Source organism: Pseudomonas jessenii, assembly GCF_002236115.1.
Lineage (GTDB): Bacteria > Pseudomonadota > Gammaproteobacteria > Pseudomonadales > Pseudomonadaceae > Aquipseudomonas > Aquipseudomonas jessenii.
The window spans coordinates 89,228-112,660 of sequence record NZ_NIWT01000007.1; the positions used below are offsets into that span (position 1 = coordinate 89,228).

Annotated in this window: 21 protein-coding genes; 16 read left to right on the plus strand and 5 right to left on the minus strand. The window is 59.0% G+C overall.

Annotated elements, in window-relative coordinates:
* Positions 1–6: 6 nt before the first annotated feature.
* Positions 7–630 (minus strand): outer membrane lipoprotein periplasmic chaperone LolA, encoded by a 624-nt coding sequence (gene lolA / locus PSJE_RS23385; protein ID WP_008049385.1) that lies wholly within the window; start codon positions 628–630, stop codon positions 7–9.
* 65 nt (positions 631–695) lie between these two features.
* Positions 696–3,107 (minus strand): DNA translocase FtsK, encoded by a 2,412-nt coding sequence (locus PSJE_RS23390; RefSeq protein ID WP_057714172.1) that lies wholly within the window; start codon positions 3,105–3,107, stop codon positions 696–698.
* Positions 3,108–3,414: 307 nt separating this feature from the next.
* Here PSJE_RS23390 and trxB point away from each other — a divergent pair, with 307 nt between their 5' ends.
* The 4 genes from trxB to infA all read left to right on the plus strand — a co-directional run bounded on the left by trxB (position 3,415) and on the right by infA (position 6,212).
* A complete protein-coding gene (gene trxB / locus PSJE_RS23395; RefSeq protein ID WP_057714171.1) occupies positions 3,415–4,374 on the plus strand; it encodes a thioredoxin-disulfide reductase in 960 nt (319 codons plus the stop codon).
* Positions 4,375–4,436: 62 nt separating this feature from the next.
* Positions 4,437–5,117: a leucyl/phenylalanyl-tRNA--protein transferase gene (aat, locus tag PSJE_RS23400; protein ID WP_057714170.1), complete on the plus strand. Its 681-nt coding sequence runs from the start codon at positions 4,437–4,439 to the stop codon at positions 5,115–5,117.
* Positions 5,118–5,174: 57 nt separating this feature from the next.
* Positions 5,175–5,882: an arginyltransferase gene (locus PSJE_RS23405; RefSeq protein ID WP_057714169.1), complete on the plus strand. Its 708-nt coding sequence runs from the start codon at positions 5,175–5,177 to the stop codon at positions 5,880–5,882.
* Between the two features lie 111 nt (positions 5,883–5,993).
* On the plus strand, positions 5,994–6,212 hold the full coding sequence (gene infA / locus PSJE_RS23410) for a translation initiation factor IF-1 (RefSeq protein ID WP_002553999.1): 219 nt from the start codon (positions 5,994–5,996) through the stop codon (positions 6,210–6,212).
* 362 nt (positions 6,213–6,574) lie between these two features.
* Here infA and clpA read toward each other — a convergent pair whose 3' ends face one another.
* Positions 6,575–8,845, minus strand: coding sequence for an ATP-dependent Clp protease ATP-binding subunit ClpA (gene clpA / locus PSJE_RS23415; RefSeq protein ID WP_057714168.1), 2,271 nt, complete (start codon positions 8,843–8,845; stop codon positions 6,575–6,577).
* Between the two features lie 30 nt (positions 8,846–8,875).
* Positions 8,876–9,259 (minus strand): ATP-dependent Clp protease adapter ClpS, encoded by a 384-nt coding sequence (clpS, locus tag PSJE_RS23420; RefSeq protein WP_020799529.1) that lies wholly within the window; start codon positions 9,257–9,259, stop codon positions 8,876–8,878.
* Positions 9,260–9,483: 224 nt separating this feature from the next.
* On the opposite strand from clpS, the gene cspD reads away from it, so the two are divergent.
* Positions 9,484–9,750 (plus strand): cold shock domain-containing protein CspD, encoded by a 267-nt coding sequence (gene cspD, locus PSJE_RS23425; protein WP_057714167.1) that lies wholly within the window; start codon positions 9,484–9,486, stop codon positions 9,748–9,750.
* 80 nt (positions 9,751–9,830) lie between these two features.
* Here the strand turns inward: cspD and icd are convergent, their stop codons facing one another.
* Positions 9,831–11,087, minus strand: a complete 1,257-nt coding sequence (icd, locus tag PSJE_RS23430; protein WP_057399856.1) for an NADP-dependent isocitrate dehydrogenase — start codon at positions 11,085–11,087, stop codon at positions 9,831–9,833.
* Here icd and PSJE_RS31350 point away from each other — a divergent pair.
* The 11 genes from PSJE_RS31350 (at position 11,086) to PSJE_RS23485 (ending at position 23,432) form a co-directional block, all read left to right on the plus strand.
* Positions 11,086–11,253 carry a hypothetical protein gene (locus tag PSJE_RS31350; protein WP_167362871.1) on the plus strand — a complete coding sequence of 56 codons (168 nt, stop codon included), beginning with the start codon at positions 11,086–11,088 and terminating at the stop codon, positions 11,251–11,253. The two genes, icd and PSJE_RS31350, sit on opposite strands and share 2 nt — an antisense overlap.
* 327 nt (positions 11,254–11,580) lie before the next feature.
* Positions 11,581–13,806, plus strand: a complete 2,226-nt coding sequence (locus PSJE_RS23440; protein ID WP_090456611.1) for an NADP-dependent isocitrate dehydrogenase — start codon at positions 11,581–11,583, stop codon at positions 13,804–13,806.
* A 215-nt stretch (positions 13,807–14,021) separates the two neighbouring features.
* Positions 14,022–14,468, plus strand: coding sequence for an NUDIX hydrolase (locus tag PSJE_RS23445; RefSeq protein WP_090456613.1), 447 nt, complete (start codon positions 14,022–14,024; stop codon positions 14,466–14,468).
* Between the two features lie 59 nt (positions 14,469–14,527).
* Complete coding sequence (mnmA, locus tag PSJE_RS23450) at positions 14,528–15,661, plus strand: tRNA 2-thiouridine(34) synthase MnmA (protein WP_090456615.1); 1,134 nt, start codon at positions 14,528–14,530, stop codon at positions 15,659–15,661.
* Positions 15,658–16,281: a high frequency lysogenization protein HflD gene (gene hflD, locus PSJE_RS23455; protein WP_057714163.1), complete on the plus strand. Its 624-nt coding sequence runs from the start codon at positions 15,658–15,660 to the stop codon at positions 16,279–16,281. The genes mnmA and hflD overlap by 4 nt, the downstream gene beginning before the upstream one ends.
* Before the next feature lie 124 nt (positions 16,282–16,405).
* Entirely contained in the window at positions 16,406–17,776 is a 1,371-nt protein-coding gene (purB, locus tag PSJE_RS23460) for an adenylosuccinate lyase (RefSeq protein WP_007972090.1), read from the plus strand.
* 87 nt (positions 17,777–17,863) lie between these two features.
* On the plus strand, positions 17,864–19,033 hold the full coding sequence (locus PSJE_RS23465; protein ID WP_057714162.1) for a ribosomal protein uL16 3-hydroxylase: 1,170 nt from the start codon (positions 17,864–17,866) through the stop codon (positions 19,031–19,033).
* Positions 19,026–19,451 (plus strand): GNAT family N-acetyltransferase, encoded by a 426-nt coding sequence (locus tag PSJE_RS23470; protein WP_057714161.1) that lies wholly within the window; start codon positions 19,026–19,028, stop codon positions 19,449–19,451. Before PSJE_RS23465 ends, PSJE_RS23470 begins: the two co-directional genes overlap by 8 nt.
* A gap of 362 nt (positions 19,452–19,813) precedes the next feature.
* The gene (locus PSJE_RS23475; protein WP_090456617.1) at positions 19,814–20,575 is read left to right on the plus strand and encodes a secretin N-terminal domain-containing protein; all 762 of its coding nucleotides are present in this window, start codon (positions 19,814–19,816) and stop codon (positions 20,573–20,575) included.
* A 473-nt stretch (positions 20,576–21,048) separates the two neighbouring features.
* A complete protein-coding gene (aceA, locus tag PSJE_RS23480; RefSeq protein ID WP_034146910.1) occupies positions 21,049–22,374 on the plus strand; it encodes an isocitrate lyase in 1,326 nt (441 codons plus the stop codon).
* 644 nt (positions 22,375–23,018) lie between these two features.
* Complete coding sequence (locus tag PSJE_RS23485; RefSeq protein WP_003223812.1) at positions 23,019–23,432, plus strand: NADH-quinone oxidoreductase subunit A; 414 nt, start codon at positions 23,019–23,021, stop codon at positions 23,430–23,432.
* Position 23,433: the final 1 nt, after the last annotated feature.

The window sequence follows — 23,433 nt, forward strand, 5'->3', positions numbered from 1 at the left end:
AGCCGTTTATTCCTGGATTACATCGGCACCCTTGGGGATGTCGAACTTGAACTTGGACGCAGGGATCGGCTCGTTCGCCTTCACCCCGGTGAACAGGATATTGGTGCGCTGGCCGACGCTGTCGATCAGTTGCATATCATTGACCAGGCCATTGCGGAACGACAGGCGCAGGCTGTCGAACAGGGTGTCCTTGGTTTTCGGCTTCAGGGTGAAGTCAATCACGCCGCCGGCTTCCTTGGCACTGATGTCGAAGCTCTGGCTGATCTTGGACACGTCACCGGACAACAGCAAGGCCGGGGTCTGGGTCAGGCGCTGGTCGAGGTTCTTGATGGTGGCCTGTTCCAGGTCCGGGTCCCACAAGGTGACTTTCTTGCCATCGGAGATCATGGTCTGTTCGGCCGGCGCATCGGTGTGCCAGTAGAACAGGCCTGGACGCTGCAGGGACATCTCGCCGGCGGTTTCCTGCAATTGGGTGCCTGTGCCATCGAGGGTCAGTTGCGAGAAACGTGCGGTCAGGGTCTGGGATTTTTCCAGCAGTTGGGTCAGGCGTGCCACGTCCTTGTCGTCGGCGTTAGCCTGGAGCGTGGTCAAGGCCAGTACCGGCAGCAACAGCATGCGGATCAGACGCATGGGAGTCCTCATAACATTCGTGGGAGTGCGGGCGGCGCAAAGGCGCCCCCCCTTTCATACTCGGGTCAGTCGCGCACCGGCCCCGGGGCCAGGACTTCACGCGAACCGTTGGTGTTCATGGACGTCACGACCCCGGCCATTTCCATGGCTTCGATCATGCGCGCAGCGCGGTTGTAGCCGATCTTCAGCTTGCGCTGAACCGCAGAAATGGAGGCACGACGGCTTTCCAGCACGAACTGGACCGCTTCGTCGTACAGCGCGTCGGCCTCGGGATCGTCACCGTCGCCGCCACCGCTGCTGCCTTCAAAGCCGCTGCCCGCCTCTTCGACGCCATTGAGGATGTCGTCGTTGTATTCCGGCGCACCCCGCAGCTTCCAGGCTTCCACCACGCGGTGAACCTCATCGTCGGACACGAAAGCACCGTGAACACGAATCGGCAGGCTGGTACCCGGCGGCATGTAGAGCATGTCACCGTGGCCCAGCAGTTGTTCGGCGCCGCCCTGGTCGATGATGGTCCGCGAGTCGATCTTGCTCGATACCTGGAACGCCATGCGGGTCGGGATGTTGGCCTTGATCAGACCGGTGATCACATCCACCGACGGACGCTGGGTCGCAAGGATCAAGTGGATACCGGCCGCACGAGCCTTTTGCGCGATACGGGCGATCAGTTCTTCAACCTTCTTGCCGACGATCATCATCATGTCGGCGAATTCGTCGACTACCACGACGATGGTCGGCAGCTTCTGCAGCAGTGGCGCTTCGTCGTGGATGCTTTCACGCTTGTACAGCGGATCGCTCAAAGGCTCGCCGGCGTCCTGGGCTTCCTTGACCTTGGCGTTGAAGCCCGACAGGTTTCGCACCCCCATCTTGGCCATCAACTTGTAGCGTCGCTCCATCTCGGCAACGCTCCAGCGCAGGGCGTTGGCGGCGTCCTTCATGTCGGTGACCACCGGGCACAGCAGGTGCGGAATGCCTTCGTAGATCGACAGTTCCAGCATTTTCGGGTCGATCATGATCAGCTTGGCGTCTTCCGGGCCAGACTTGAACAGGATCGACAGGATCATCGCGTTCACACCCACCGACTTACCGGAACCGGTGGTACCGGCCACCAGCAAGTGCGGCATTTTCGCAAGGTCGGTGATGACCGGCTTGCCGCCGATGTCATGGCCCAGGGCCAGGGTGACCGGGGATTTGAAGTTGTCGTATTCCGGAGTCGACAACACCTCGGAGAAACGCACGATCTGCCGATCTTCGTTGGGAATCTCGATACCGACCGTGGTCTTGCCCGGAATCACCTCCACCACGCGCACGCTGGTCACGGCCAGGGAACGGGCCAGGTCTTTGGCCAGGTTGGAGATTCGGCTGACTTTTACCCCGGCCGCCGGCTGGATTTCGTAACGGGTGATCACCGGGCCCGGGTGGATCGAATCCACTGCGACTTCAACGCCGAATTCCTTGAGCTTGATTTCCAGCAAGTGGCCAACCGCAGCCAGGGATTCAGGCGAGTAATTGAGCTGTTTCTTTTCCGCCGGGTCGAGAATCGAGATCGGCGGCAAGGTGCCTTCCACGGCGCTGTCGACGAACAGCGGCGCCTGCTTCTCTTTCTCGACGCGTTTGCTCGGTGCGGCGGGCTTTGGCGGCGCGGGCGCAATCACCGGCGGCACCTGCTTCTCGCGCTCGGACATGTGCTTGCTCAGGGCTTGCTCACGTTCGATCAGGCGTTCCTTGACCTTGGCCTGCTCGCGTTTGTCGGTGACGGTCGGCGCAACCACTTCATCCATACGGTCGTCGACTTCACGCAACTGGGCAACCAGCTGTTTGCGCTCGGTACGGGCCGCCCACCAGCGATTGGCGGCGCCCTGGAACAGTTCGAACAGATCGAGGGTGATCTTGCCGGTGATGTCCATCACCTTGAACCACGACAGGTCGGTAAACACAGTCAGGCCGAACAGGAACAACGCAATGAACAACAGCGTGCTGCCCTGGATATTCAGGGCGTTCCTGGCCAGTTCGCCGAGGCTTTCCCCCAGCGCACCGCCCGCACCGGCCGGCAGACCGGTCGCGGCATGAAAATGGATATGGGCCAGAGCGGCGCCCGACAGCACCAGGAACACCAGGCCGATCAGGCGCCAGGAGAACAGCCACCCGCTCCACTGCCACGGTTCGTGACGCTGGCGGAAGATCTGGTACGCCTTGATGGCCAGCAGCAACGGAAAGATGTAGGCGAAGTAACCCAGCACCATGAACAGGATATCGGCGCTGTAGGAGCCCGCTGGTCCGCCGAAGTTCTGCACGTCGTCGATCTTGCTGTTATGGCTCCAGCCCGGATCATCCTTGCCATAGGTCAACAAGGCCATCATCAGGAACAGGCACAAGGCACCGATGGCGATCAGCGCACCTTCCTTGAGTCGGTAGTGCAAGTGCTGGCGCCAGAGCGGCACGACGGCTGGTTTGGGTGCTGCGGTGGATTTCTTCAAAACGCTTCTTTTCCTGCGCCAATGGCGCGTCCATCTGGTGAATGTCTATAAAAACCGCGAAAAAACTGCCCAATCCAGGCAGGTAATAAAGTTAACACGTGTAACCGGGACTACTTTTAACACTGCACCCCTGTTTCTATAAACACGGCGCACACTGAATATATGTAACACGCAGGGCATTGTACGGGTTTGTACGCACGACGCCATGCTTGAGACCCTTGGATGCAGCATAGTCAACAGCACATGACATGCCATTCAATTTGAGCATGCATTCTCTTTGGTGACAAAGGCTTATGAGGTGTTTTTTATGAGCGAAGCGAAGCATTCCCGCCTGATTATCCTGGGCTCCGGCCCTGCCGGTTACAGCGCGGCAGTTTATGCCGCCCGCGCCAACCTCAAGCCGGTTGTCATTACCGGCATCCAGGCAGGTGGCCAACTCACCACCACCGTCGAAGTGGATAACTGGCCAGGCGACGTTGAAGGCCTGACCGGACCGGTGCTGATGGATCGCATGCAAAAACACGCCGAACGCTTTGCCACCGAGATCGTTTACGACCACATCCATACCGCCAAGTTGCAACAACGGCCGTTCGAGCTGATCGGCGATGGCGGCACCTACACCTGCGACGCCTTGATCATTGCCACCGGTGCCTCCGCGCAATACCTGGGCCTGCCGTCGGAAGAAGCGTTCGCCGGCAAAGGAGTTTCGGCGTGCGCGACCTGTGATGGATTTTTCTATCGCAATCAAGTGGTTGCTGTGGTCGGCGGCGGCAACACGGCGGTCGAGGAAGCCTTGTACCTGTCGAACATCGCCAAAGAAGTGCACCTGATCCATCGGCGCGACAAACTGCGCTCGGAGAAAATCCTCCAGGACAAACTCTTTGAAAAGGCCGCCAACGGCAATGTTCGCCTGCACTGGAACCAAAACCTGGACGAAGTGCTCGGCGATGCCAGCGGCGTGACCGGTGCCCGCCTGCGGGACAGTCACACAGGTGAAACCCGGGAGCTGCCGCTGGCCGGGGTGTTTATCGCCATCGGCCACAAACCCAACACCGACCTGTTCACGGGCCAACTGGAAATGCGCGACGGGTATCTGCTGGTCAAGGGCGGCAGCGAAGGCGATGCCACCGCTACGGCGATTGCAGGTGTGTTTGCCGCCGGTGACGTGGCCGACCACGTTTATCGCCAGGCCGTTACATCTGCCGGTGCCGGTTGCATGGCGGCGCTGGACGCTGAAAAATACCTGGACGACATTCCAACCGTTTGAAGGCAAACTTTATGGCGGGCCAACACCCGCCACTGCCCTCCCCTTCTGCAAGCCCGGATGCCATGCTGACTTGGTTACAACGCAATACCTTGCATTTCCCTCCACTGGAAAAGGCCATGCGCGACCCCAACGGGCTGCTGGCTGCCGGTGGTGATCTGTCCGCCGATCGGCTGATCTCGGCTTATCGCCACGGCTGCTTCCCTTGGTTTTCCGAGGGCCAGCCAATCCTCTGGTGGTCTCCGGACCCGCGTACGGTGCTGTTTCCCGACGAATTGCACGTCTCGCGCAGCCTGAACAAACTGCTACGCCAGCAACGCTATCAAGTGACCTTTGACCAGGACTTCGCCGCCGTCATCCGCGCCTGTGCCGCGCCCCGGGATTACGCCGACGGCACCTGGATCACCGAGGCCATGCAGGACGCCTACATCGAACTGCACAGGCGTGGCCACGCGCACTCGGTGGAAGTGTGGGACGGGGACGAACTGGTGGGCGGACTCTACGGCCTGGCAATGGGCCAGCTGTTTTTCGGCGAGTCCATGTTCAGCCTCGCTGACAACGCCTCGAAATTCGGCTTTGCCACACTGGTGCGGCATCTGAAAGACTCGGGTTTTGTACTGATCGATTGCCAGATGCCCACCGATCACCTGCACAGTCTCGGAGCCCGGGCGATACCCCGCCATGAATTTGCCAACTATCTGGCCAGGCATCTGGACCAGCCCAATCGCGCTAGCTGGGTTTGCTGAGCGACTTTTGCGCAGGTGGCTTACACTTATTCAAAAGCATTATCCCGAGGGTTGATCATGACCGAGTTGGCGCGATTGAAGTTCTATGCCACTCAGCCGCACTCTTGCAGTTATCTGCCGGAGGAGCAGGCCACAACCCTGTTCCTCGACCCTAGCCAGCCCATGGATGTGCATGTCTATGCAGACCTGTCGGAGATGGGGTTTCGTCGCAGTGGCGATCATCTCTATCGGCCGCATTGCCAGAATTGCAATGCCTGCGTTCCGGCGCGCATTCCCGTGGGACAGTTCACGCCCAACCGGCAACAGAAACGCATCTTCAAGCGCAACGTGGATTTGCAGGTACGTCCAGCCAAGCCCGGCTTCAACGAAGAATACTTCGACCTCTACCAGCGCTATATCGAACAGCGTCACGCCGATGGCGACATGTACCCGCCGAGTCGCGACCAGTTTTCGACATTCCTGGTGCGGGACCTGCCGTTTTCAAGATTTTATGAATTTCGCCTGAATGGCCGGCTGCTGGCCGTCGCCGTCACCGATTTACTGCCGAACGGTCTTTCGGCGGTCTACACCTTCTACGAACCCTCCGAAGAGCGTCGCAGCCTTGGGCGCTATGCGATCCTGTGGCAAATCGCCGAGGCCAGGCGGCTGGGGCTGGATGCGGTCTACCTCGGCTACTGGATCAAAAACTGCAAAAAAATGAACTACAAGACTCAATATCGCCCTATTGAGTTGCTAATTAATCAGCGCTGGGTGGTTCTAAACTAGAGCCGCCCCTAAACCCCTTGGCTTAAACCCCATTTTTCGGGCACAATGCACGCCGCTTTTGCCTGGCGCAGTTGCACCGGGCCATTCATTGGACACCGAGGGCTTTACTGCATGTCGAAAGAAGACAGCTTCGAAATGGAAGGCACTGTCGTCGACACCCTGCCCAACACCATGTTTCGTGTGGAGTTGGAAAATGGGCACGTCGTAACCGCGCACATCTCCGGCAAGATGCGCAAGAACTACATCCGTATTCTTACCGGCGACAAAGTGCGCGTAGAGCTGACTCCTTATGACTTGAGCAAAGGGCGCATCACTTACCGCGCTCGATAAGGTTGAAGCGAGCTTGCTCGCGAAAAACCTGACGGTACCGCGTCAAGTCAGAGTCCCCGCATCATCATTGACGAACATCGCGAGCAAGCTCGCTCCTACAGAGATAGGGCTCACTCGCTAAGCAAGTCAATACAAAACGCCCGGCTTATGCCGGGCGTTTTTGTTTGCCTGTAATTTACCCCCCCACCTCCTGTAGGAGCGAGCTTGCTCGCGAAAAACCTGAGAGCACCACGTCAAGTCAGACTCCCCGCATCATCGTTGACGACCATCGCGAGCAAGCTCGCTCCCACAGACAGCAGACATGCCGATCAACAGACAGCAAAAAGGCGCCTCTCGGCGCCTTTTTGTTTTGCTTTTGAACGTCAGGCCATCTCGGCCGTGGTCTCGAACTCGAAGGTCAGCTCCCCGTCCTTGATGTCGATGTGTACCACACCGCCATGCTCGGCCAGCTCGCCAAAGAGAATCTCCTCCGCCAGCGGACGCTTGATCTTGTCCTGGATCAGGCGAGCCATTGGGCGAGCACCCATCGCCGCGTCATAGCCACCTTCGGCCAGCCAGTTGCGGGCTGCATCGGTGACCTCCAGCAACACACGCTTGTCTTCCAGTTGCGCCTGAAGCTCGGTAAGGAACTTGTCCACCACGCTCTTGATAACCTCATGACTGAGGCGACCAAACTGGATGATGGTGTCCAGACGGTTGCGGAATTCCGGCGTGAAGCTCTTCTTGATCACTTCCATCGCATCGGACGAGTGATCCTGATAGGTGAAACCGATCGAAGCGCGGGCTGCAGTCTCGGCACCGGCGTTGGTCGTCATGATGACGATCACGTTACGGAAATCCGCCTTGCGCCCGTTGTTATCGGTCAACGTACCGTGGTCCATGACCTGCAACAGCAGGTTGAAGACTTCCGGATGCGCCTTCTCGATTTCATCGAGCAACAACACGCAGTGTGGCTGCTTGGTAATGGCTTCGGTGAGCAGACCGCCCTGATCGAATCCGACATAACCAGGAGGCGCACCGATCAGACGCGATACGGTGTGGCGCTCCATGTACTCGGACATGTCGAAACGAATCAGCTCGACACCCAAGGCCTTGGCCAACTGACGCGCCGCTTCGGTTTTACCGACACCGGTAGGCCCTGCGAACAGGAACGAACCGACAGGCTTGTCAGGGGATTTGAGGCCGGCACGGGACAGCTTGATCGCGGTTGCCAGCGAATCGATCGCGGCATCCTGACCGAACACGGTCAATTTCAGGTCACGCTCCAGGTTACGCAGCAGCTCCTTGTCGGAACTGGTGACGTGTTTTGGCGGAATCCGCGCGATTTTCGCGACGATGTCCTCGACTTGCGGCACTTCGATGCGCTTCACACGCTTCTCGACCGGTTGCAGGCGCTGATAGGCACCCGCCTCGTCGATGACATCGATAGCCTTGTCCGGCATATGACGGTCATTGATGTAACGCGAGGCCAGTTCGGCAGCCGCGCGCAGGGCCTCATCACTGTATTCGATATTGTGATGGCTTTCGAAACGCCCTTTCAGGCCGCGCAGAATGCCAATGGTGTCTTCCACCGAAGGCTCCGACACATCGACCTTCTGGAAGCGCCGGGCCAAGGCACGGTCCTTCTCGAAGATGCCGCGGAATTCCTGGAAGGTGGTTGAACCGATGCAACGGATATCACCCGAGGACAGCAGCGGCTTGAGCAGGTTCGAGGCATCCATAACGCCACCGGACGCGGCACCCGCACCAATGATGGTGTGGATCTCGTCGATGAACAGGATCGCCTGCGGACGTTTTTTCAGTTCATTGAGCAACGCCTTGAAGCGCTTCTCGAAATCGCCACGATACTTGGTGCCCGCGAGCAGAGCGCCAAGATCGAGGGAATAAACAACACTGTTTGCCAGCAGATCCGGCACCTGGTCGTCGACAATGCGCTTGGCCAAGCCTTCGGCAATCGCGGTTTTACCCACGCCCGCCTCGCCCACCAGCAGCGGATTGTTTTTGCGCCGACGCGCCAGGATCTGCGCAACGCGCTCGACTTCCAGCTCACGCCCCACCAGCGGATCGATGCGCCCCTGGCGCGCGAGCTCGTTGAGGTTGCTGGCATAAGCATCCAGAGGATTGCCTGAGGAAGAAGACTCACCGCCCTCGTCGTCCTGCATATCTTGCTCACCTTCAGAGTGATCGCCATGCCCCGGCACTTTGGAAATGCCATGGGCGATGTAGTTGACGACATCTATACGGGCAACGCTCTGCTGTTTCAGCAGGAACACCGCCTGACTCTCTTGCTCACTGAAGATCGCGACCAGCACGTTGGCGCCAGTCACTTCGCGTTTGCCCGAGCTCTGTACGTGAAACACAGCACGTTGCAGTACACGCTGGAAGCCCAGGGTTGGCTGGGTTTCGCGATCCTCGTCATGCACGGGGATCAATGGCGTGGTGGAGTCAATGAACTCCTGCAGGTCATGCTTGAGTTTGTCGAGGTTTGCGCCGCACGCACGCAGAACGGTGGCGGCAGCCTCATTGTCCAATAGGGCCAGCAAGAGGTGCTCGACGGTCATGAACTCATGACGCTTCGAACGAGCTTCCTTGAAGGCAAGATTGAGGGTGACTTCGAGCTCGCGGTTTAACATAGCTTCACCTCATACCCAAGTGTCCGGCGATTAACCGTCCTTCTCGATTTCACAGAGTAGCGGATGCTGGCTTTCCCTGGCGTACTGGTTGACCTGCATGGCCTTGGTCTCGGCGATGTCGCGGGTAAACACTCCACATACTGCCCGTCCTTCTGTGTGGACGGCCAGCATGACCTTGGTCGCCAGCTCGCGATTCAGGTTAAAAAACACCTCGAGCACTTCGACGACGAAATCCATCGGTGTGTAGTCATCATTGAACAAAACCACCTTGTACATCGGCGGCGCCTGTAAAGCAGGCTTGGCCTCCTGAACAGCAATGCCTGCGGAATCGTCGTCGTGTTCCTCCGGGCGATCCTTCTGGAGAGTCGGGCGATCCTGATTGAATGTTAGTCGAATCTGGCTGATTGCATGCATGGAAAGAAAGGTTCGTCAGTTGTTCAAATACAGTGGTGGGGGCGGCTATCAGCGATTTCAACTCCGACTGCCGGGTCAGCTTGACTATCGGCAAAACGGTGTTACAACCAATAGAGCCCACAGTGGGTAAAAAAGGTCCGCGGAGTCAATCTTATTTACAGATTCGACTGCGGATGTACTGGATGATACTCCAGTGATGGAGTGTGTTGCAGAGGGAGTTGGGTATGTCAGGCGGCAAGGTCAGCGGCAAGGTCAAATGGTTCAACAATGCCAAGGGTTACGGTTTCATCAATGAGGACGGCAAGACAGAAGACCTGTTTGCCCACTACTCCGCCATCCAGATGGAAGGTTATAAAACCCTGAAAGCCGGGCAAGCTGTCGTATTCGACATCATCCAGGGCCCCAAAGGCCTGCACGCGGTCAACATCGGCAGCCCGGTGGGCGCTTCGAAAGCGACGGCATCCGCCCCGCAACAGACCGTTACAGTGTAAGTCCACACCGTCATAGCGCCATAAAAAAACCGCCTGACTCATCTACTTGAATCAGGCGGTTTTTGTGTGCCTGCGTTTTCTTACATGTGCGAGATCAGCGCATCACCGAAGCCGGAAGACGACACCAGTTTGGCGCCTTCCATCAGACGCTCGAAGTCATAGGTCACGGTCTTGGCGGAAATCGCGCCGTTGGTGCCCTTGATGATCAGGTCGGCCGCTTCGGTCCAGCCCATGTGGCGCAGCATCATTTCAGCCGACAGGATCAACGACCCCGGGTTGACCTGGTCCTTGCCGGCGTACTTCGGCGCCGTACCGTGGGTGGCTTCGAACATGGCGACGGTGTCGGACAGGTTGGCACCCGGCGCAATACCGATACCGCCCACTTCCGCCGCCAGGGCGTCGGAGAGGTAGTCGCCGTTCAGGTTCAGGGTCGCGATCACATCGTACTCGGCCGGGCGCAGCAGGATCTGCTGGAGCATAGCGTCGGCGATGGCATCCTTGACGACGACGTTCTTGCCGGTTTTCGGGTTCTTGAACTGCATCCACGGACCGCCGTCGAGCAGGGTTGCGCCGAACTCTTCAGCCGCCACTTCGTAGGCCCACTCCTTGAAGGCACCCTCGGTGAACTTCATGATGTTGCCTTTGTGCACAATGGTCAGCGAATCGCGATCGTTGTCGACCACATATTGCAGGGCCTTGCGCGCCAGACGCTTGGTGCCCTGCAGGGACACCGGCTTGACGCCGATACCGCAGTTCTCGTCAAAACGGATCTTGGTAACGCCCATTTCTTCTTTCAGGAACTTGATGACCTTGGTGGCTTCCGGCGTACCGGCCTTCCACTCAATGCCCGCGTAGATGTCTTCGGAGTTCTCGCGGAAGATGGTCATGTCGACATCGCCTGGCTTCTTGACCGGGCTAGGCACGCCTTCGAACCAGCGCACCGGGCGCAGGCAGACGTACAGGTCGAGCTGCTGACGCAGGGCTACGTTCAGGGAACGGATGCCGCCACCGACCGGGGTGGTCAGCGGGCCCTTGATGGAAACCACGTAATCCTTGACCGCGTCCAGGGTTTCCTGAGGCAGCCAGGTGTCCTGATCGTAAACCTGAGTCGCTTTCTCCCCGGCGTACACCTCCATCCAGGAAATCTTGCGTTCGCCACCGTAGGCCTTCTTAACAGCAGCATCGACAACCTTGATCATGACCGGGCTGATGTCGACACCAATGCCGTCACCTTCGATGAAGGGGATGATCGGGTTATTAGGAACATTGAGAGAATGGTCTGCATTGACGGTGATTTTGTCGCCGACGGCTGGAACCTGAATCTTCTTGTAACCCATGCTGAACTCCATTGATTGGATTGAACATCTGGCTTGGTTCGAGCGTAACCCAGTTGAATCGGCGCGCAAACCCTATGTTCCATCGATCTGGCGCAAAGCCTTGCAACTCGCGCGCTACAAGCCTGAAAGCAAAGGGAAAAGCGCCAAAACCAAGCACGACGAGTGACCTTACGCCCTGCTCGCCCCTGCGACCTTTAGACCAATGGACGACATTCGTTGCATATGAACCATCGGCAGATTGCCAGCTACCTATGTATAATGCCGCCCGCTGACCACAGGGTCACGACGGCTGAAGTGCTCTACGATGAGACTTTCCGCCCGGCAAGCCGGCCTGTTATCGCAGTCCGGCTACTTGACGCCCTACTGATGCACCCAACATCACAGCAACGAAACCTCGATATTCGGCTCATGGATGACTTTGAACGAACGCGCTTACCCGGCGCCCTCGAGTTTCTGCGCACGCTTTAGCAAAGAAGAGAGAGTTAATCCGAATATGCCCACCCGCTCGAAGATCATCTATACCTTCACCGACGAAGCTCCTGCCCTCGCCACCTATTCACTGTTGCCTATCGTAGAGGCGTTCACCGCCTCGGCTGATATCGCCGTTGAAACCCGCGATATCTCTCTTGCAGGGCGCATCCTGGCCAGCTTCCCCGAGCAACTGGGTGACAAAGCCGTAGCCGACCACCTCGCCGAACTGGGCGCCCTGGCCGTTACGCCTGAAGCCAACATCATCAAATTGCCGAACATCAGCGCCTCGGTTCCGCAACTGCAAGCCGCGATCAAAGAGCTGCAAGCCCAGGGCTACGCACTGCCGGACTACCCGGAAACCGTGACCTGCGACGCCGACAAGGAAGCCAAGGCGCGTTACGACAAGATCAAGGGCAGCGCCGTGAACCCGGTCCTGCGCGAAGGCAACTCCGACCGCCGCGCGCCGTTGTCGGTCAAGAACTACGCACGCAAGCACCCGCACAAAATGGGCGCGTGGGCCAAGGACTCCAAGTCCCACATCGCGCACATGAGCACCGGCGATTTCTACGGCAGCGAAAAAGCCGCCCTGATCGACGCCGCTGACGCCGTGAAGATCGAACTGATCGCCCAAGACGGCACCGCGACCGTCCTGAAAGAAAAGACCAGCGTACAAGCCGGTGAGATCCTCGATTGCGCGGTACTGAGCAAAAACGCCCTGCGCAGCTTCATCGCGGCTGAAATCGAAGACGCCAAGGCACAAGGCGTGCTGCTGTCGGTTCACTTGAAAGCCACCATGATGAAGGTCTCCGACCCGATCATGTTCGGCCAGATCGTTGCCGAGTTCTATAAAGACGCACTGGCCAAGCACGCTGACGTGCTGGCACAGATCGGCTTCAACCTGAACAACGGCATCGGCGACCTGTACGCTCGCATCAAGGCTTTGCCTGCCGAGCAGCAAGCGCAGATCGAAGCTGACATCCAGGCGGTCTACGCCGTTCGCCCTTCCCTGGCGATGGTCAACTCCGACAAAGGCATCACCAACCTGCACGTGCCGAGCGACGTGATCGTCGACGCCTCGATGCCGGCAATGATCCGTGACTCCGGCAAGATGTGGGGCACCGACGGCCAGTTGCACGACACCAAAGCCGTGATCCCGGATCGCTGCTACGCCACCATCTACCAGGCCGTGATCGAAGATTGCAAAGCCAACGGTGCGTTCGATCCGACCACCATGGGCAGCGTGCCGAACGTTGGCCTGATGGCGAAGAAAGCCGAAGAGTACGGTTCTCACGACAAGACTTTCCAGATCAAGGCTGACGGTGTTGTTCGCGTCACCGACAGCAAGGGCAACCTGCTGATGGAACAGGCTGTTGAAGCCGGCGATATCTTCCGCATGTGCCAGACCAAAGACGCGCCGATCCAGGACTGGGTCAAACTGGCCGTCAACCGTGCTCGCGCCAGCAGCACCCCGGCGATCTTCTGGCTGGACCCGATGCGCGCCCACGACGGCGTAGTGATCGAGAAAGTTCAGGCTTACCTGAAGGATCACGACACTGCCGGCCTGGACATCCAGATCATGGCACCGGTCGACGCGATGAAGTCCACCCTGCAGCGCACCCGCGCCGGCAAGGACACCATCTCGGTAACCGGCAACGTACTGCGCGACTACCTGACCGACCTGTTCCCGATCATGGAACTGGGCACCAGCGCCAAGATGCTGTCGATCGTGCCGCTGATGAACGGCGGTGGCCTGTTTGAAACCGGCGCCGGCGGTTCGGCTCCGAAGCACGTTCAGCAACTGCTGGAAGAAAACTTCCTGCGCTGGGATTCGCTGGGTGAATTCCTGGCCCTGGCCGCGTCCCTGGAACACCTGGGCGTGACCTACAACAACCCCAAGGCGCTGGTTCTGGCCAAGACCCTGGACCAGGCCACCGGCCAGTTCCTGGACAACAACAAGTCGCCATCGCGCAAAGTCGGCAATATCGACAACCGCGGCAGCCACTTCTATCTGGCGCTGTACTGGGCTCAGGCCCTGGCTGCCCAGACCGAAGACGCTGCACTGCAAGCGCAGTTCGCGACCCTGGCCAAGACCCTGACCGAGAACGAGGCGACCATCGTTGCCGAACTCAACGCCGTTCAGGGCAAGCCGGTGGACATCGGCGGTTACTACCACGCCGACGCCGAGCTGATCAGCAAAGCCATGCGCCCAAGCGCAACCTTCAACGCGGCTGTCGCTGCACTGGTTTAAGGTTGTAAGGGAACATCACAAACCCCGGCCCTGTGCCGGGGTTTGTGTTTTCCGGACCTCACACAATACCGAATAAACATACAACCCCTGTGGGAGCGAGCTTGCTCGCGATAGCGGTATATCATCCAACACCTCTGGTGACTGACTCGCCGCCATCGCGAGCAAGCTCGCTCCCACAGGGATAGTGTTTCAACATTCAAAACTGAGGAAGTTTTATGGACTGGAAACCCCACATCACCGTCGCCACCATCGTCGAAGACAACGGCCGCTTCCTGATGGTCGAGGAACTCAAGCACGGACGCGTGGTGCTCAATCAGCCCGCCGGCCATCTGGACCCGAACGAAACCCTGACCGAAGCCGCCGCGCGCGAAACCCTCGAGGAAACCGGTTGGGACGTCGAACCGACCGGCGTACTGGGCATTTACCTCTACACCGCCCCGAGCAATGGCGTGACCTACCAGCGGGTCTGCTTCATCGCCAAACCACTGAAACACCACGCGGATTATCAACTGGATGACGGCATCGTCGGCGCCAAGTGGTTGACCCGTGAGGAATTAATCGAGCAGCGCGACAACTGGCGCAGCGAGCTGATCATCCGCTGCATCGACGACTATCTGGCAGGCCAACACTTCGGCCTCGAATTGATCCGTCCTTCTCTTTAGCCTTGCGAGCCTGAGCCTGCTAGAATCGCGTCCTTTTTCAAGACACTCATTGAATCCCTATGCGTGATCCAGCCCCTTCTGACACACAAAAGAAGCGCGTCATTGTCGGCATGTCCGGCGGCGTGGACTCTTCCGTTTCCGCCCTCCTGCTGATCGAGCAGGGTTATGAGGTGGAAGGCCTGTTCATGAAGAACTGGGAAGAAGACGATGGAACGGAATACTGCACCGCCATGGATGACCTGGCGGACGCCCAGGCCGTGTGCGACAAGATTGGCATCAAGCTGCACACCGCCAACTTCGCCGCCGAGTACTGGGACAACGTGTTCGAGCATTTCCTGGCCGAATACAAGGCCGGACGCACGCCGAACCCGGACATCCTGTGCAACCGCGAAATCAAGTTCAAGGCGTTCCTCGACTACGCCATGATGCTTGACGCCGACCTGATCGCCACCGGCCACTACGTGCGTCGTCGCGACATCGATGGTCGCACCGAACTGCTCAAGGGCCTGGACCCGAACAAGGACCAGAGCTACTTCCTGCACGCCGTCGGTGGCGAACAGATAGCCAAGACCCTGTTCCCGGTCGGCGAGCTGGAAAAACCGCAAGTGCGCGCCATTGCCGAGAAGTACGAACTGGCGACCGCGAAGAAAAAGGATTCCACCGGGATCTGCTTTATCGGCGAACGCCGCTTCAGCGACTTCCTCAAGCAATACCTGCCGGCCCAGCCAGGCGAGATCAAGACCACCGAAGGCGAAGTCATCGGTCGTCACCACGGCTTGATGTACCACACCATCGGCCAGCGTCAGGGTTTGGGCATCGGCGGCCTGAAAGACGCCGGCGACGAGCCGTGGTATGTGCTGATCAAAGACCTGGAACACAACGAACTGATCGTTGGCCAGGGCAATGATCACCCTTACCTGTTCTCCCGCGCCCTGCTCGCCTCGGACATCTATTGGGTCAACCCGATCGATTTGACCGAGCCGCGCAAACTGACCGCCAAGGTGCGTTATCGCCAGAGCGACCAGCCGTGCACCCTGGAAAAAACCGCCACCGGTTATCGCGCGACCTTCGATGATCCGCAACGCGCGGTCACTCCGGGCCAGTCCGTGGTGTTCTATGACGGTGAAATCTGCCTCGGCGGCGGCGTGATTGAAGTAGCCGAGCCGTGGACGAGCAAGGGCCAGGCCCTATGAACCCGATTCAGGAGCAACTGACGGCACTGGGCGGGGTGTTTCTCGCCGCGGTGCTGGTGGACAGGATCGCCAAGACCGGCCAGACCAACGAAGCCGGCCTGAGCTGCATGCTCGGCAGCCTGCTGATCCGCGACCCCAAGGACACGCTGGAAGTCTATGGTGGCGACGACATCAACCTGCGCGAAGGCTACCGCGCGCTGATCGGCGCCCTCGAACGCGACCCAAGTGCCCTGCAGCGCGAGCCACTGCGTTATGCCCTGGCCATGCTCGGCCTTGAGCGTCAGTTGGCCAAACGTGGGGACATGCTCGACGTGATCGGCAAACGCCTGCCGCAGATTCAGTCCCAGGTCGAACACTTCGGCCCGGCCCACGAAAACGTGATCGCCGCCTGCGGCGCGCTGTATCAGGACACCCTGAGCACACTGCGCCAGCGCATTCAGGTGCACGGCGACATGCGCAACCTGCAACAACCGAGCAACGCCTCGAAAATTCGCGCCCTGCTGCTGGCCGGCATTCGCTCAGCACGCCTGTGGCGGCAATTGGGCGGTCATCGCTGGCAACTGGTGATCAGCCGCCGCAAATTGCTCAAAGAGCTTTACCCCTTGATGCGTAACGAATAACCCGCATCGACAGAACCGAACTCAGCAATACGCGTAATACGCCGGTCAGTTGGCGACGGACCGGCGGATTTTTTCATGTATGATACGCGCCCCATTTCGTTGCCCGACTGTCCGAGAACACCCCATGCAGCTTTCTTCGCTCACTGCGGTTTCCCCTGTTGACGGCCGCTACGCCGGCAAAACCCAGGCCCTGCGCCCAATTTTCAGCGAGTACGGCCTGATCCGTGCCCGCGTTCTGGTTGAAGTGCGCTGGCTCCAGCGCCTGGCCGCTCACCCTGCCATCAGTGAAGTGCCGGCGTTCTCCGCCGAAGCCAACGCTGTGCTCAACACCCTGGCGGAAAACTTCTCTCTGGAGCACGCAGAGCGCGTCAAAGAGATCGAGCGCACCACCAACCACGACGTCAAGGCCATCGAGTACCTGCTCAAAGAGCAAGCGGCCAAGCTGCCGGAGCTGGCCAAGGTCAGCGAATTCATCCACTTTGCCTGCACCAGCGAGGACATCAACAACCTGTCCCACGCCCTGATGCTGCGCGAAGGCCGTGATGACGTGATGCTGCCGCTGATGCGCCAGACTGCCAACGCCATCCGCGAACTGGCCATCCGCTTCGCCGACGTGCCGATGCTGTCGCGCACCCACGGTCAGCCGGCCTCGCCGACCACCCTGGGCAAAGAGCTGGCGAACGTGGTTTACCGCCTGGAGCGCCAGATCGCTCAAGTCGCTGCCGTTCCGCTGCTGGGCAAGATCAACGGCGCTGTCGGCAACTACAACGCCCACCTGTCGGCCTACCCTGAGATCGACTGGGAAGCCAACGCCCGCGCCTTCATCGAAGACGAGCTGGGCCTGGGCTTCAACCCGTACACCACGCAGATCGAACCGCACGACTACATTGCCGAGCTGTTCGACGCGATCGCCCGCTTCAACACCATCCTGATCGACTTCGACCGCGACATCTGGGGCTACATCTCCCTGGGTTATTTCAAACAGCGCACCATCGCTGGCGAAATCGGTTCGTCGACCATGCCGCACAAGGTCAACCCGATCGACTTCGAAAACTCCGAAGGCAACCTGGGTATCGCCAACGCACTGTTCCAGCACCTGGCGAGCAAACTGCCGATCTCCCGCTGGCAGCGCGACCTGACCGACTCCACCGTACTGCGCAACCTCGGTGTCGGCTTCGCCCACAGCGTGATCGCGTACGAAGCCAGCCTCAAGGGCATCAGCAAGCTTGAGCTCAACGAGCAGAAGATTGCCGCCGACCTGGACGCCTGCTGGGAAGTATTGGCCGAGCCGATCCAGACCGTGATGCGTCGCTACAACATCGAAAACCCGTACGAAAAGCTGAAAGAACTGACCCGCGGCAAGGGCATCAGCCCGGAAGCGCTGCAGACTTTCATCGACGGCCTGGACATGCCAGCCGCCGCCAAGGCCGAGCTGAAATTGCTCACCCCGGCGAACTACATCGGCAACGCTGTAGAACAAGCCAAACGCATCTGATCGACCGCTAGACCCTTTATAAGACGCCCGGCCGCGCCGGGCGTTTTTATTCCCGTCTGAAAAGTGCATTTTTTCAATAGGTTACACATGAATCCTGATATTCCTCTTCAACTTCTGGGCGGCATCACGGCACGGGAATTCCTGCGCGACTACTGGCAGAAAAAGCCGCTGCTGATCCGTCAGGCCATTCCTGATTTCGAAAGCCCGATCGACGCCGACGAACTGGCCGGCCTGGCGCTGGAAGAAGAAGTCGAATCGCGACTGATCATCGAGAATGGCGAGCGCCCGTGGGAACTGCGTCGCGGCCCGTTCGCCGAAGATGAATTCAGCAAGCTGCCTGAAACTGACTGGACCCTGCTGGTTCAAGCCGTGGATCAGTTCGTCCCGGAAGTCAGCGAACTGCTGGAAAACTTCCGCTTTCTGCCGAGCTGGCGCATCGACGACGTGATGATCAGCTACGCCGCACCGGGTGGCAGCGTTGGTCCGCACTTCGACAACTACGACGTGTTCCTGCTGCAAGGCCACGGCAAGCGCAACTGGAAGATCGGCCAGATGTGCAACACCGAGAGCCCGATGCTGGCCCACGCCGACCTGCGCATCCTCTCCGAATTCGAAGCCACCGATGAATGGGTGCTGGAGCCGGGCGACATGCTCTACCTGCCACCGCGCCTGGCCCATTGCGGCGTTGCCGTTGATGAATGCATGACCTACTCGGTCGGTTTCCGCGCACCGAGCGCCGCTGAAGTGCTGACCCACTTCACCGACTTCCTCAGCCAGTTCCTGTCGGACGAAGAACGCTACACCGACGCCGACGCCTTGCCGGCCGCCGACCCTCACCAGATCCAGCGCGACGCACTCGACCGCCTCAAAGGCCTGCTGGCCGAGCACATGAGCGACGAGCGCCTGCTGCTGACCTGGTTCGGCCAGTTCATGACCGAGCCACGCTACCCGGAACTGGTGGTGGGCCCGGAAGACGTCGAAGAAGAGGACTTCATGTCCGCCCTGGAACAAGGCGCGATCCTGATTCGCAACCCGAGCGCACGCCTGGCGTGGTCTGAAGTCGATGACGACCTGCTGCTGTTCGCCAGCGGCCAGAGCCGTTACCTGCCGGGCAAACTGCGCGAATTGTTGAAGATGATCTGCGCCGCCGACGCGCTGCACGCCGACAACCTTGGCGACTGGCTGAGCGACGAAGACGGTCGCGGGCTGCTGTGCGAACTGGTCAAGCAAGGAAGCCTGGGGTTTGCCGATGAATAAGATTCACGTACGTGTCGCAGACTGGCAGAAGGACAACGCCGAGATCCGGCGCATTCGTGAGACGGTGTTCGTCGCCGAGCAATCCGTTCCGCCCGAGCTGGAATGGGATGCCGATGATGTAACGGCCGTGCATTTCCTCGCCCTCGAAGGCGACTTCCCGATTGGCACCGCCCGCCTGCTGCCTGACGGTCACGTCGGCCGGGTATCGGTACTCAAGGACTGGCGCGGCCTGAAAGTCGGCGATGCGCTGATGCACGCAGTGATTGGTGAAGCCGAAGAGCGCGGGCTGAAGCAGCAGATGCTCAGCGCCCAGGTACAAGCCACGGCGTTCTATGAGCGGCTGGGCTTTCACATGGTCAGTGAGGAGTTCCTGGAAGCCGGGATTCCGCACGTGGACATGGTTCGCCATTCGGCATAAGGCCCAGGTGCCGCCATCGCGAGCAAGCTCGCTCCCACATTGGATTTGTGAGTTGCTGAAGATTTCAGCAACACCATCGATCCCTGCGGGAGCGAGCTTGCTCGCGATGAGGCCCGACGAAACACCACAAAACGCCCCGCCATCTCCAGATGCCGGGGCGTTTTGCTGTCTACGATTCAACTTACCCCACCCCGGGCCGACAAACTGTAGGAGCGAGCCTGCTCGCGATGGTCTTGAGAACGCCGCGGGGGTGTCAGACTTCCAGCATTATCGTTCACGCCCATCGCGAGCAAGCTCGCTCCTACAAACCCCGGGCCGACAAAGTGGCAATATCAAGCTTTTAGAACGCGGAGATAACGGACATGTCCCTACGCACCCTGCTCACCACCCTACTGCTCGGCTGCAGTTTTTCGGTGCTGGCTGCCACAGAAATCATCCCCCTCAAATACCACACCAGTGCCGACCTGCTGCCGGTGGCGCAGGATTTCGTCGGCAAGGACGGACAGGTCAGCGCCTACGGTAATCAATTGATCGCCAACGCCGATCAACGCAAGATCGACGAACTTAAAGCCCTTCTTTCCCAACTCGACACCGCACCCAAGCGCTTGCTGATCACCGTCGACACCAGCGACAACAACTTCCAGGGTGACCAGGGTTATTCGCTGAACGGCGCCAAGCCAAGCCAGACCCGCATCATCAACTACACCACCGACAGTCGTGACGGCGGCATTCAGCAGGTGCAGGCCAGCGAAGGCACGCCGGCGCTGATCCAGGTCGGCCAGAGCGTGCCACTGACCAGCTCGCAGACCGATTCCTACGGCGACCTGCGCAGCCAGACCGAATACCGCAACGTCACTCAGGGCTTCTACGTCACCGCAAACGTCACCGGCGACATCGTTCATCTGTCGATCAGTACCAACCGTGACCGCATGAGCCAGGAACGTCCCGATGTAGTGAACGTACAAAGCACCGACACAACCGTCACCGGCCACCTCGGTGAGTGGATCCTGCTGGCCGGGGTCAACGGCCAGACTCAGGCCGACAAACAGGGCCTGACCCGCAGCTACTCGACCCAGAGCCGCAACGACATGACTTTGCGGGTGAAAGTCGACACCTTGGACTAAAGCACCAAAAACTGACTGACGAGTCGTATTAGACCAAAGATGTAGTGCCTGAAAAAAAGCACTACAAAACGTTTGACGAGCCAAAAAAGCGAAGGCATGATGGCCTCGCTCCCGCTAATCAGAGGCCCTGGCAAGGGCCTTCGAGGCGATGTTCGCACCTACCCCGCGAACCGCTTCGTGTCTGTACCGCCCACAAGGTGTGTTTGACGAGGTTGTCGACTGGAACGAAGTTGTCCCGAGGGACGGAAGCGTAATAGGTAACCCGGCACCACACTGATGTTCGCACCAAGGCCCACGACGCCCGAATGCGCCCGCAGTTCGCCTTTACCTGCTCACTTCCCCTCGAGCCGATCGTTCATCCCGTCGCCCTCCCCGCCGAATCCGACTTGACCGCTTAAGCTTCTGGTCAGCGAGCGCAGGAATTTTCCACCGCAGAACAACTTTTCATAAAGACGCGACGAGGTTTATCTCCCATGGCACTGACACGCGAACAGCAAATTGCAGCCCTCGAAAAAGACTGGGCTGAAAACCCGCGCTGGAAAGGCGTGACACGCACTTACTCCGCTGCTGACGTCGTCCGCCTGCGTGGCTCGGTTCAACCTGAGCACACCTTTGCAAAAATGGGCGCCGAGAAGCTGTGGAACCTGGTGACCCAGGGTGCCAAGCCAGCCTTCCGTCCTGAGAAAGATTTCGTCAACTGCATGGGCGCCCTGACCGGCGGCCAGGCTGTACAACAAGTCAAGGCCGGCATCCAGGCGATCTACCTGTCTGGCTGGCAAGTGGCTGCGGACAACAACTCCGCCGAATCGATGTACCCGGACCAGTCGCTGTACCCGGTGGACTCGGTTCCAACCGTGGTCAAGCGCATCAACAACTCGTTCCGTCGTGCCGACCAGATCCAGTGGAAAGCCGGCAAGAACCCGGGCGACGACGGCTACATCGACTACTTCGCGCCAATCGTGGCTGACGCCGAAGCCGGTTTCGGTGGCGTACTGAACGCTTACGAGCTGATGAAGAGCATGATCGAAGCAGGCGCCGCCGGCGTTCACTTCGAAGACCAACTGGCTTCCGTAAAAAAATGCGGCCACATGGGCGGCAAGGTACTGGTTCCTACCCAGGAAGCCGTACAGAAGCTGACCGCTGCTCGCCTGGCTGCTGACGTTGCCGGTACTCCGACCATCATCCTGGCCCGTACCGACGCTAACGCCGCTGACCTGCTGACGTCCGACTGCGACCCGTACGACCAGCCATTCGTGACTGGCGAACGTACCCAGGAAGGCTTCTACAAAGTGCGCGCCGGCCTGGATCAAGCCATCGCTCGTGGCCTGGCCTACGCTCCGTACGCCGACCTGATCTGGTGCGAAACCGCCAAGCCGGATCTGGACGAGGCTCGTCGCTTCGCTGAAGCGATCAAGAAGGAATACCCGGACCAACTGCTGTCGTACAACTGCTCGCCTTCCTTCAACTGGAAGAAAAACCTGGACGACGCGACCATCGCCAAGTTCCAGCGCGAACTGTCCGCCATGGGTTACAAGCACCAGTTCATCACCCTGGCCGGCATTCACAACATGTGGCACAGCATGTTCAACCTGGCGCACGACTACGCCCGCAACGACATGACTGCGTACGTGAAGCTGCAAGAGCAGGAATTCGCTGACGCCTCCAAGGGTTACACCTTCGTGGCGCACCAGCAGGAAGTGGGCACCGGCTACTTCGACGACATGACCACCGTGATCCAGGGTGGCTCGTCCTCGGTAACCGCACTGACCGGTTCGACTGAAGAAGAACAGTTCCACTGATCTGCTTCGCCTGAGACATCAGCCGCTGCGGACCGAATAGAAAGCTAACCGCAGCGCTGCACCTCTGACGCCCCGACTGGTTCGGGGCGTTTTTTTGCCTGCGATTCAATGAGCGCCCCTCTGTAGGAGCGAGCCTGCTCGCGATGAACCTGAGGACGCCGCTGGGTTTCAGGCCCCCAGCGTCATCGTTGACCACCATCACGAGCAGGCTCGCTCCTACAGGGGATGGTGGTGACCTGGAAAAACATTGATCCAGAGCGCTACGACCGTCAGAAAAATCCGCTAAAACGCTCTCCGCCGCTACTTGCTGTAACGCCCATATAAGACAACTTCCGGAGTATCCGAAGGATAAGCAGTTTAAAAACCAAGCCAAACAATATTGATTATCATTTAGCGCCAACTATGTTCGTTACATTCCCTACAAAACATAATTGACGAAATGCCGGCTAATGCCCAAGGCGCAAGGCCTGCGGGGCTTTTGAAGCGCGCTATGTCCTTATTCCTATAAATAATTTCGCTATAGGAATTTTACTTGCCGGGTGTTTAGCCATAAAATCAGCGGGATTGATTGCTGCGACATATCGTCACTGCTTTTGTTTCTTTTCAAGCTCAGAGACCTTTGCTCTCTGTTAAGGATTACCAGCATGCCCGAAGCGACAGGACTCATGGCCCACAACTGGGGCTTTGCCATTTTCCTTCTAGGCGTCGTCGGCCTCTGTGCCTTCATGCTGGGCGTCTCCAGCCTCCTTGGGTCAAAAGCCTGGGGCCGCAGCAAAAACGAACCGTTCGAGTCCGGCATGCTACCTACAGGTGGCGCCCGCTTGCGGCTCTCAGCCAAATTCTATCTGGTCGCGATGTTGTTCGTGATCTTCGATATCGAAGCCCTCTTTCTCTTTGCATGGTCTGTGTCCGTCCGCGAAAGCGGCTGGACCGGATTCGTCGAAGCTCTCGTTTTCATAGCAATTCTGTTGGCAGGCCTTGTCTACCTATTCCGAGTGGGCGCCCTTGACTGGGCTCCGGAAGCTCGGCGCAAGCGGCAAGCGAAGCTGAAACAATGAG

Coding starts and splice junctions, on each gene's coding strand:
- lolA (WP_008049385.1), bottom strand. CDS start 630: ATGCGTCTGATCCGCATGCTGTTGCTGCCGGTACTGGCCTTGACCACG.
- trxB (WP_057714171.1), top strand. CDS start 3,415: ATGAGCGAAGCGAAGCATTCCCGCCTGATTATCCTGGGCTCCGGCCCT.
- aat (WP_057714170.1), top strand. CDS start 4,437: ATGCTGACTTGGTTACAACGCAATACCTTGCATTTCCCTCCACTGGAA.
- PSJE_RS23405 (WP_057714169.1), top strand. CDS start 5,175: ATGACCGAGTTGGCGCGATTGAAGTTCTATGCCACTCAGCCGCACTCT.
- infA (WP_002553999.1), top strand. CDS start 5,994: ATGTCGAAAGAAGACAGCTTCGAAATGGAAGGCACTGTCGTCGACACC.
- clpA (WP_057714168.1), bottom strand. CDS start 8,845: ATGTTAAACCGCGAGCTCGAAGTCACCCTCAATCTTGCCTTCAAGGAA.
- clpS (WP_020799529.1), bottom strand. CDS start 9,259: ATGCATGCAATCAGCCAGATTCGACTAACATTCAATCAGGATCGCCCG.
- cspD (WP_057714167.1), top strand. CDS start 9,484: ATGTCAGGCGGCAAGGTCAGCGGCAAGGTCAAATGGTTCAACAATGCC.
- PSJE_RS31350 (WP_167362871.1), top strand. CDS start 11,086: ATGCTGAACTCCATTGATTGGATTGAACATCTGGCTTGGTTCGAGCGT.
- icd (WP_057399856.1), bottom strand. CDS start 11,087: ATGGGTTACAAGAAGATTCAGGTTCCAGCCGTCGGCGACAAAATCACC.
- PSJE_RS23440 (WP_090456611.1), top strand. CDS start 11,581: ATGCCCACCCGCTCGAAGATCATCTATACCTTCACCGACGAAGCTCCT.
- PSJE_RS23445 (WP_090456613.1), top strand. CDS start 14,022: ATGGACTGGAAACCCCACATCACCGTCGCCACCATCGTCGAAGACAAC.
- mnmA (WP_090456615.1), top strand. CDS start 14,528: ATGCGTGATCCAGCCCCTTCTGACACACAAAAGAAGCGCGTCATTGTC.
- hflD (WP_057714163.1), top strand. CDS start 15,658: ATGAACCCGATTCAGGAGCAACTGACGGCACTGGGCGGGGTGTTTCTC.
- purB (WP_007972090.1), top strand. CDS start 16,406: ATGCAGCTTTCTTCGCTCACTGCGGTTTCCCCTGTTGACGGCCGCTAC.
- PSJE_RS23465 (WP_057714162.1), top strand. CDS start 17,864: ATGAATCCTGATATTCCTCTTCAACTTCTGGGCGGCATCACGGCACGG.
- PSJE_RS23470 (WP_057714161.1), top strand. CDS start 19,026: ATGAATAAGATTCACGTACGTGTCGCAGACTGGCAGAAGGACAACGCC.
- PSJE_RS23475 (WP_090456617.1), top strand. CDS start 19,814: ATGTCCCTACGCACCCTGCTCACCACCCTACTGCTCGGCTGCAGTTTT.
- aceA (WP_034146910.1), top strand. CDS start 21,049: ATGGCACTGACACGCGAACAGCAAATTGCAGCCCTCGAAAAAGACTGG.
- PSJE_RS23485 (WP_003223812.1), top strand. CDS start 23,019: ATGCCCGAAGCGACAGGACTCATGGCCCACAACTGGGGCTTTGCCATT.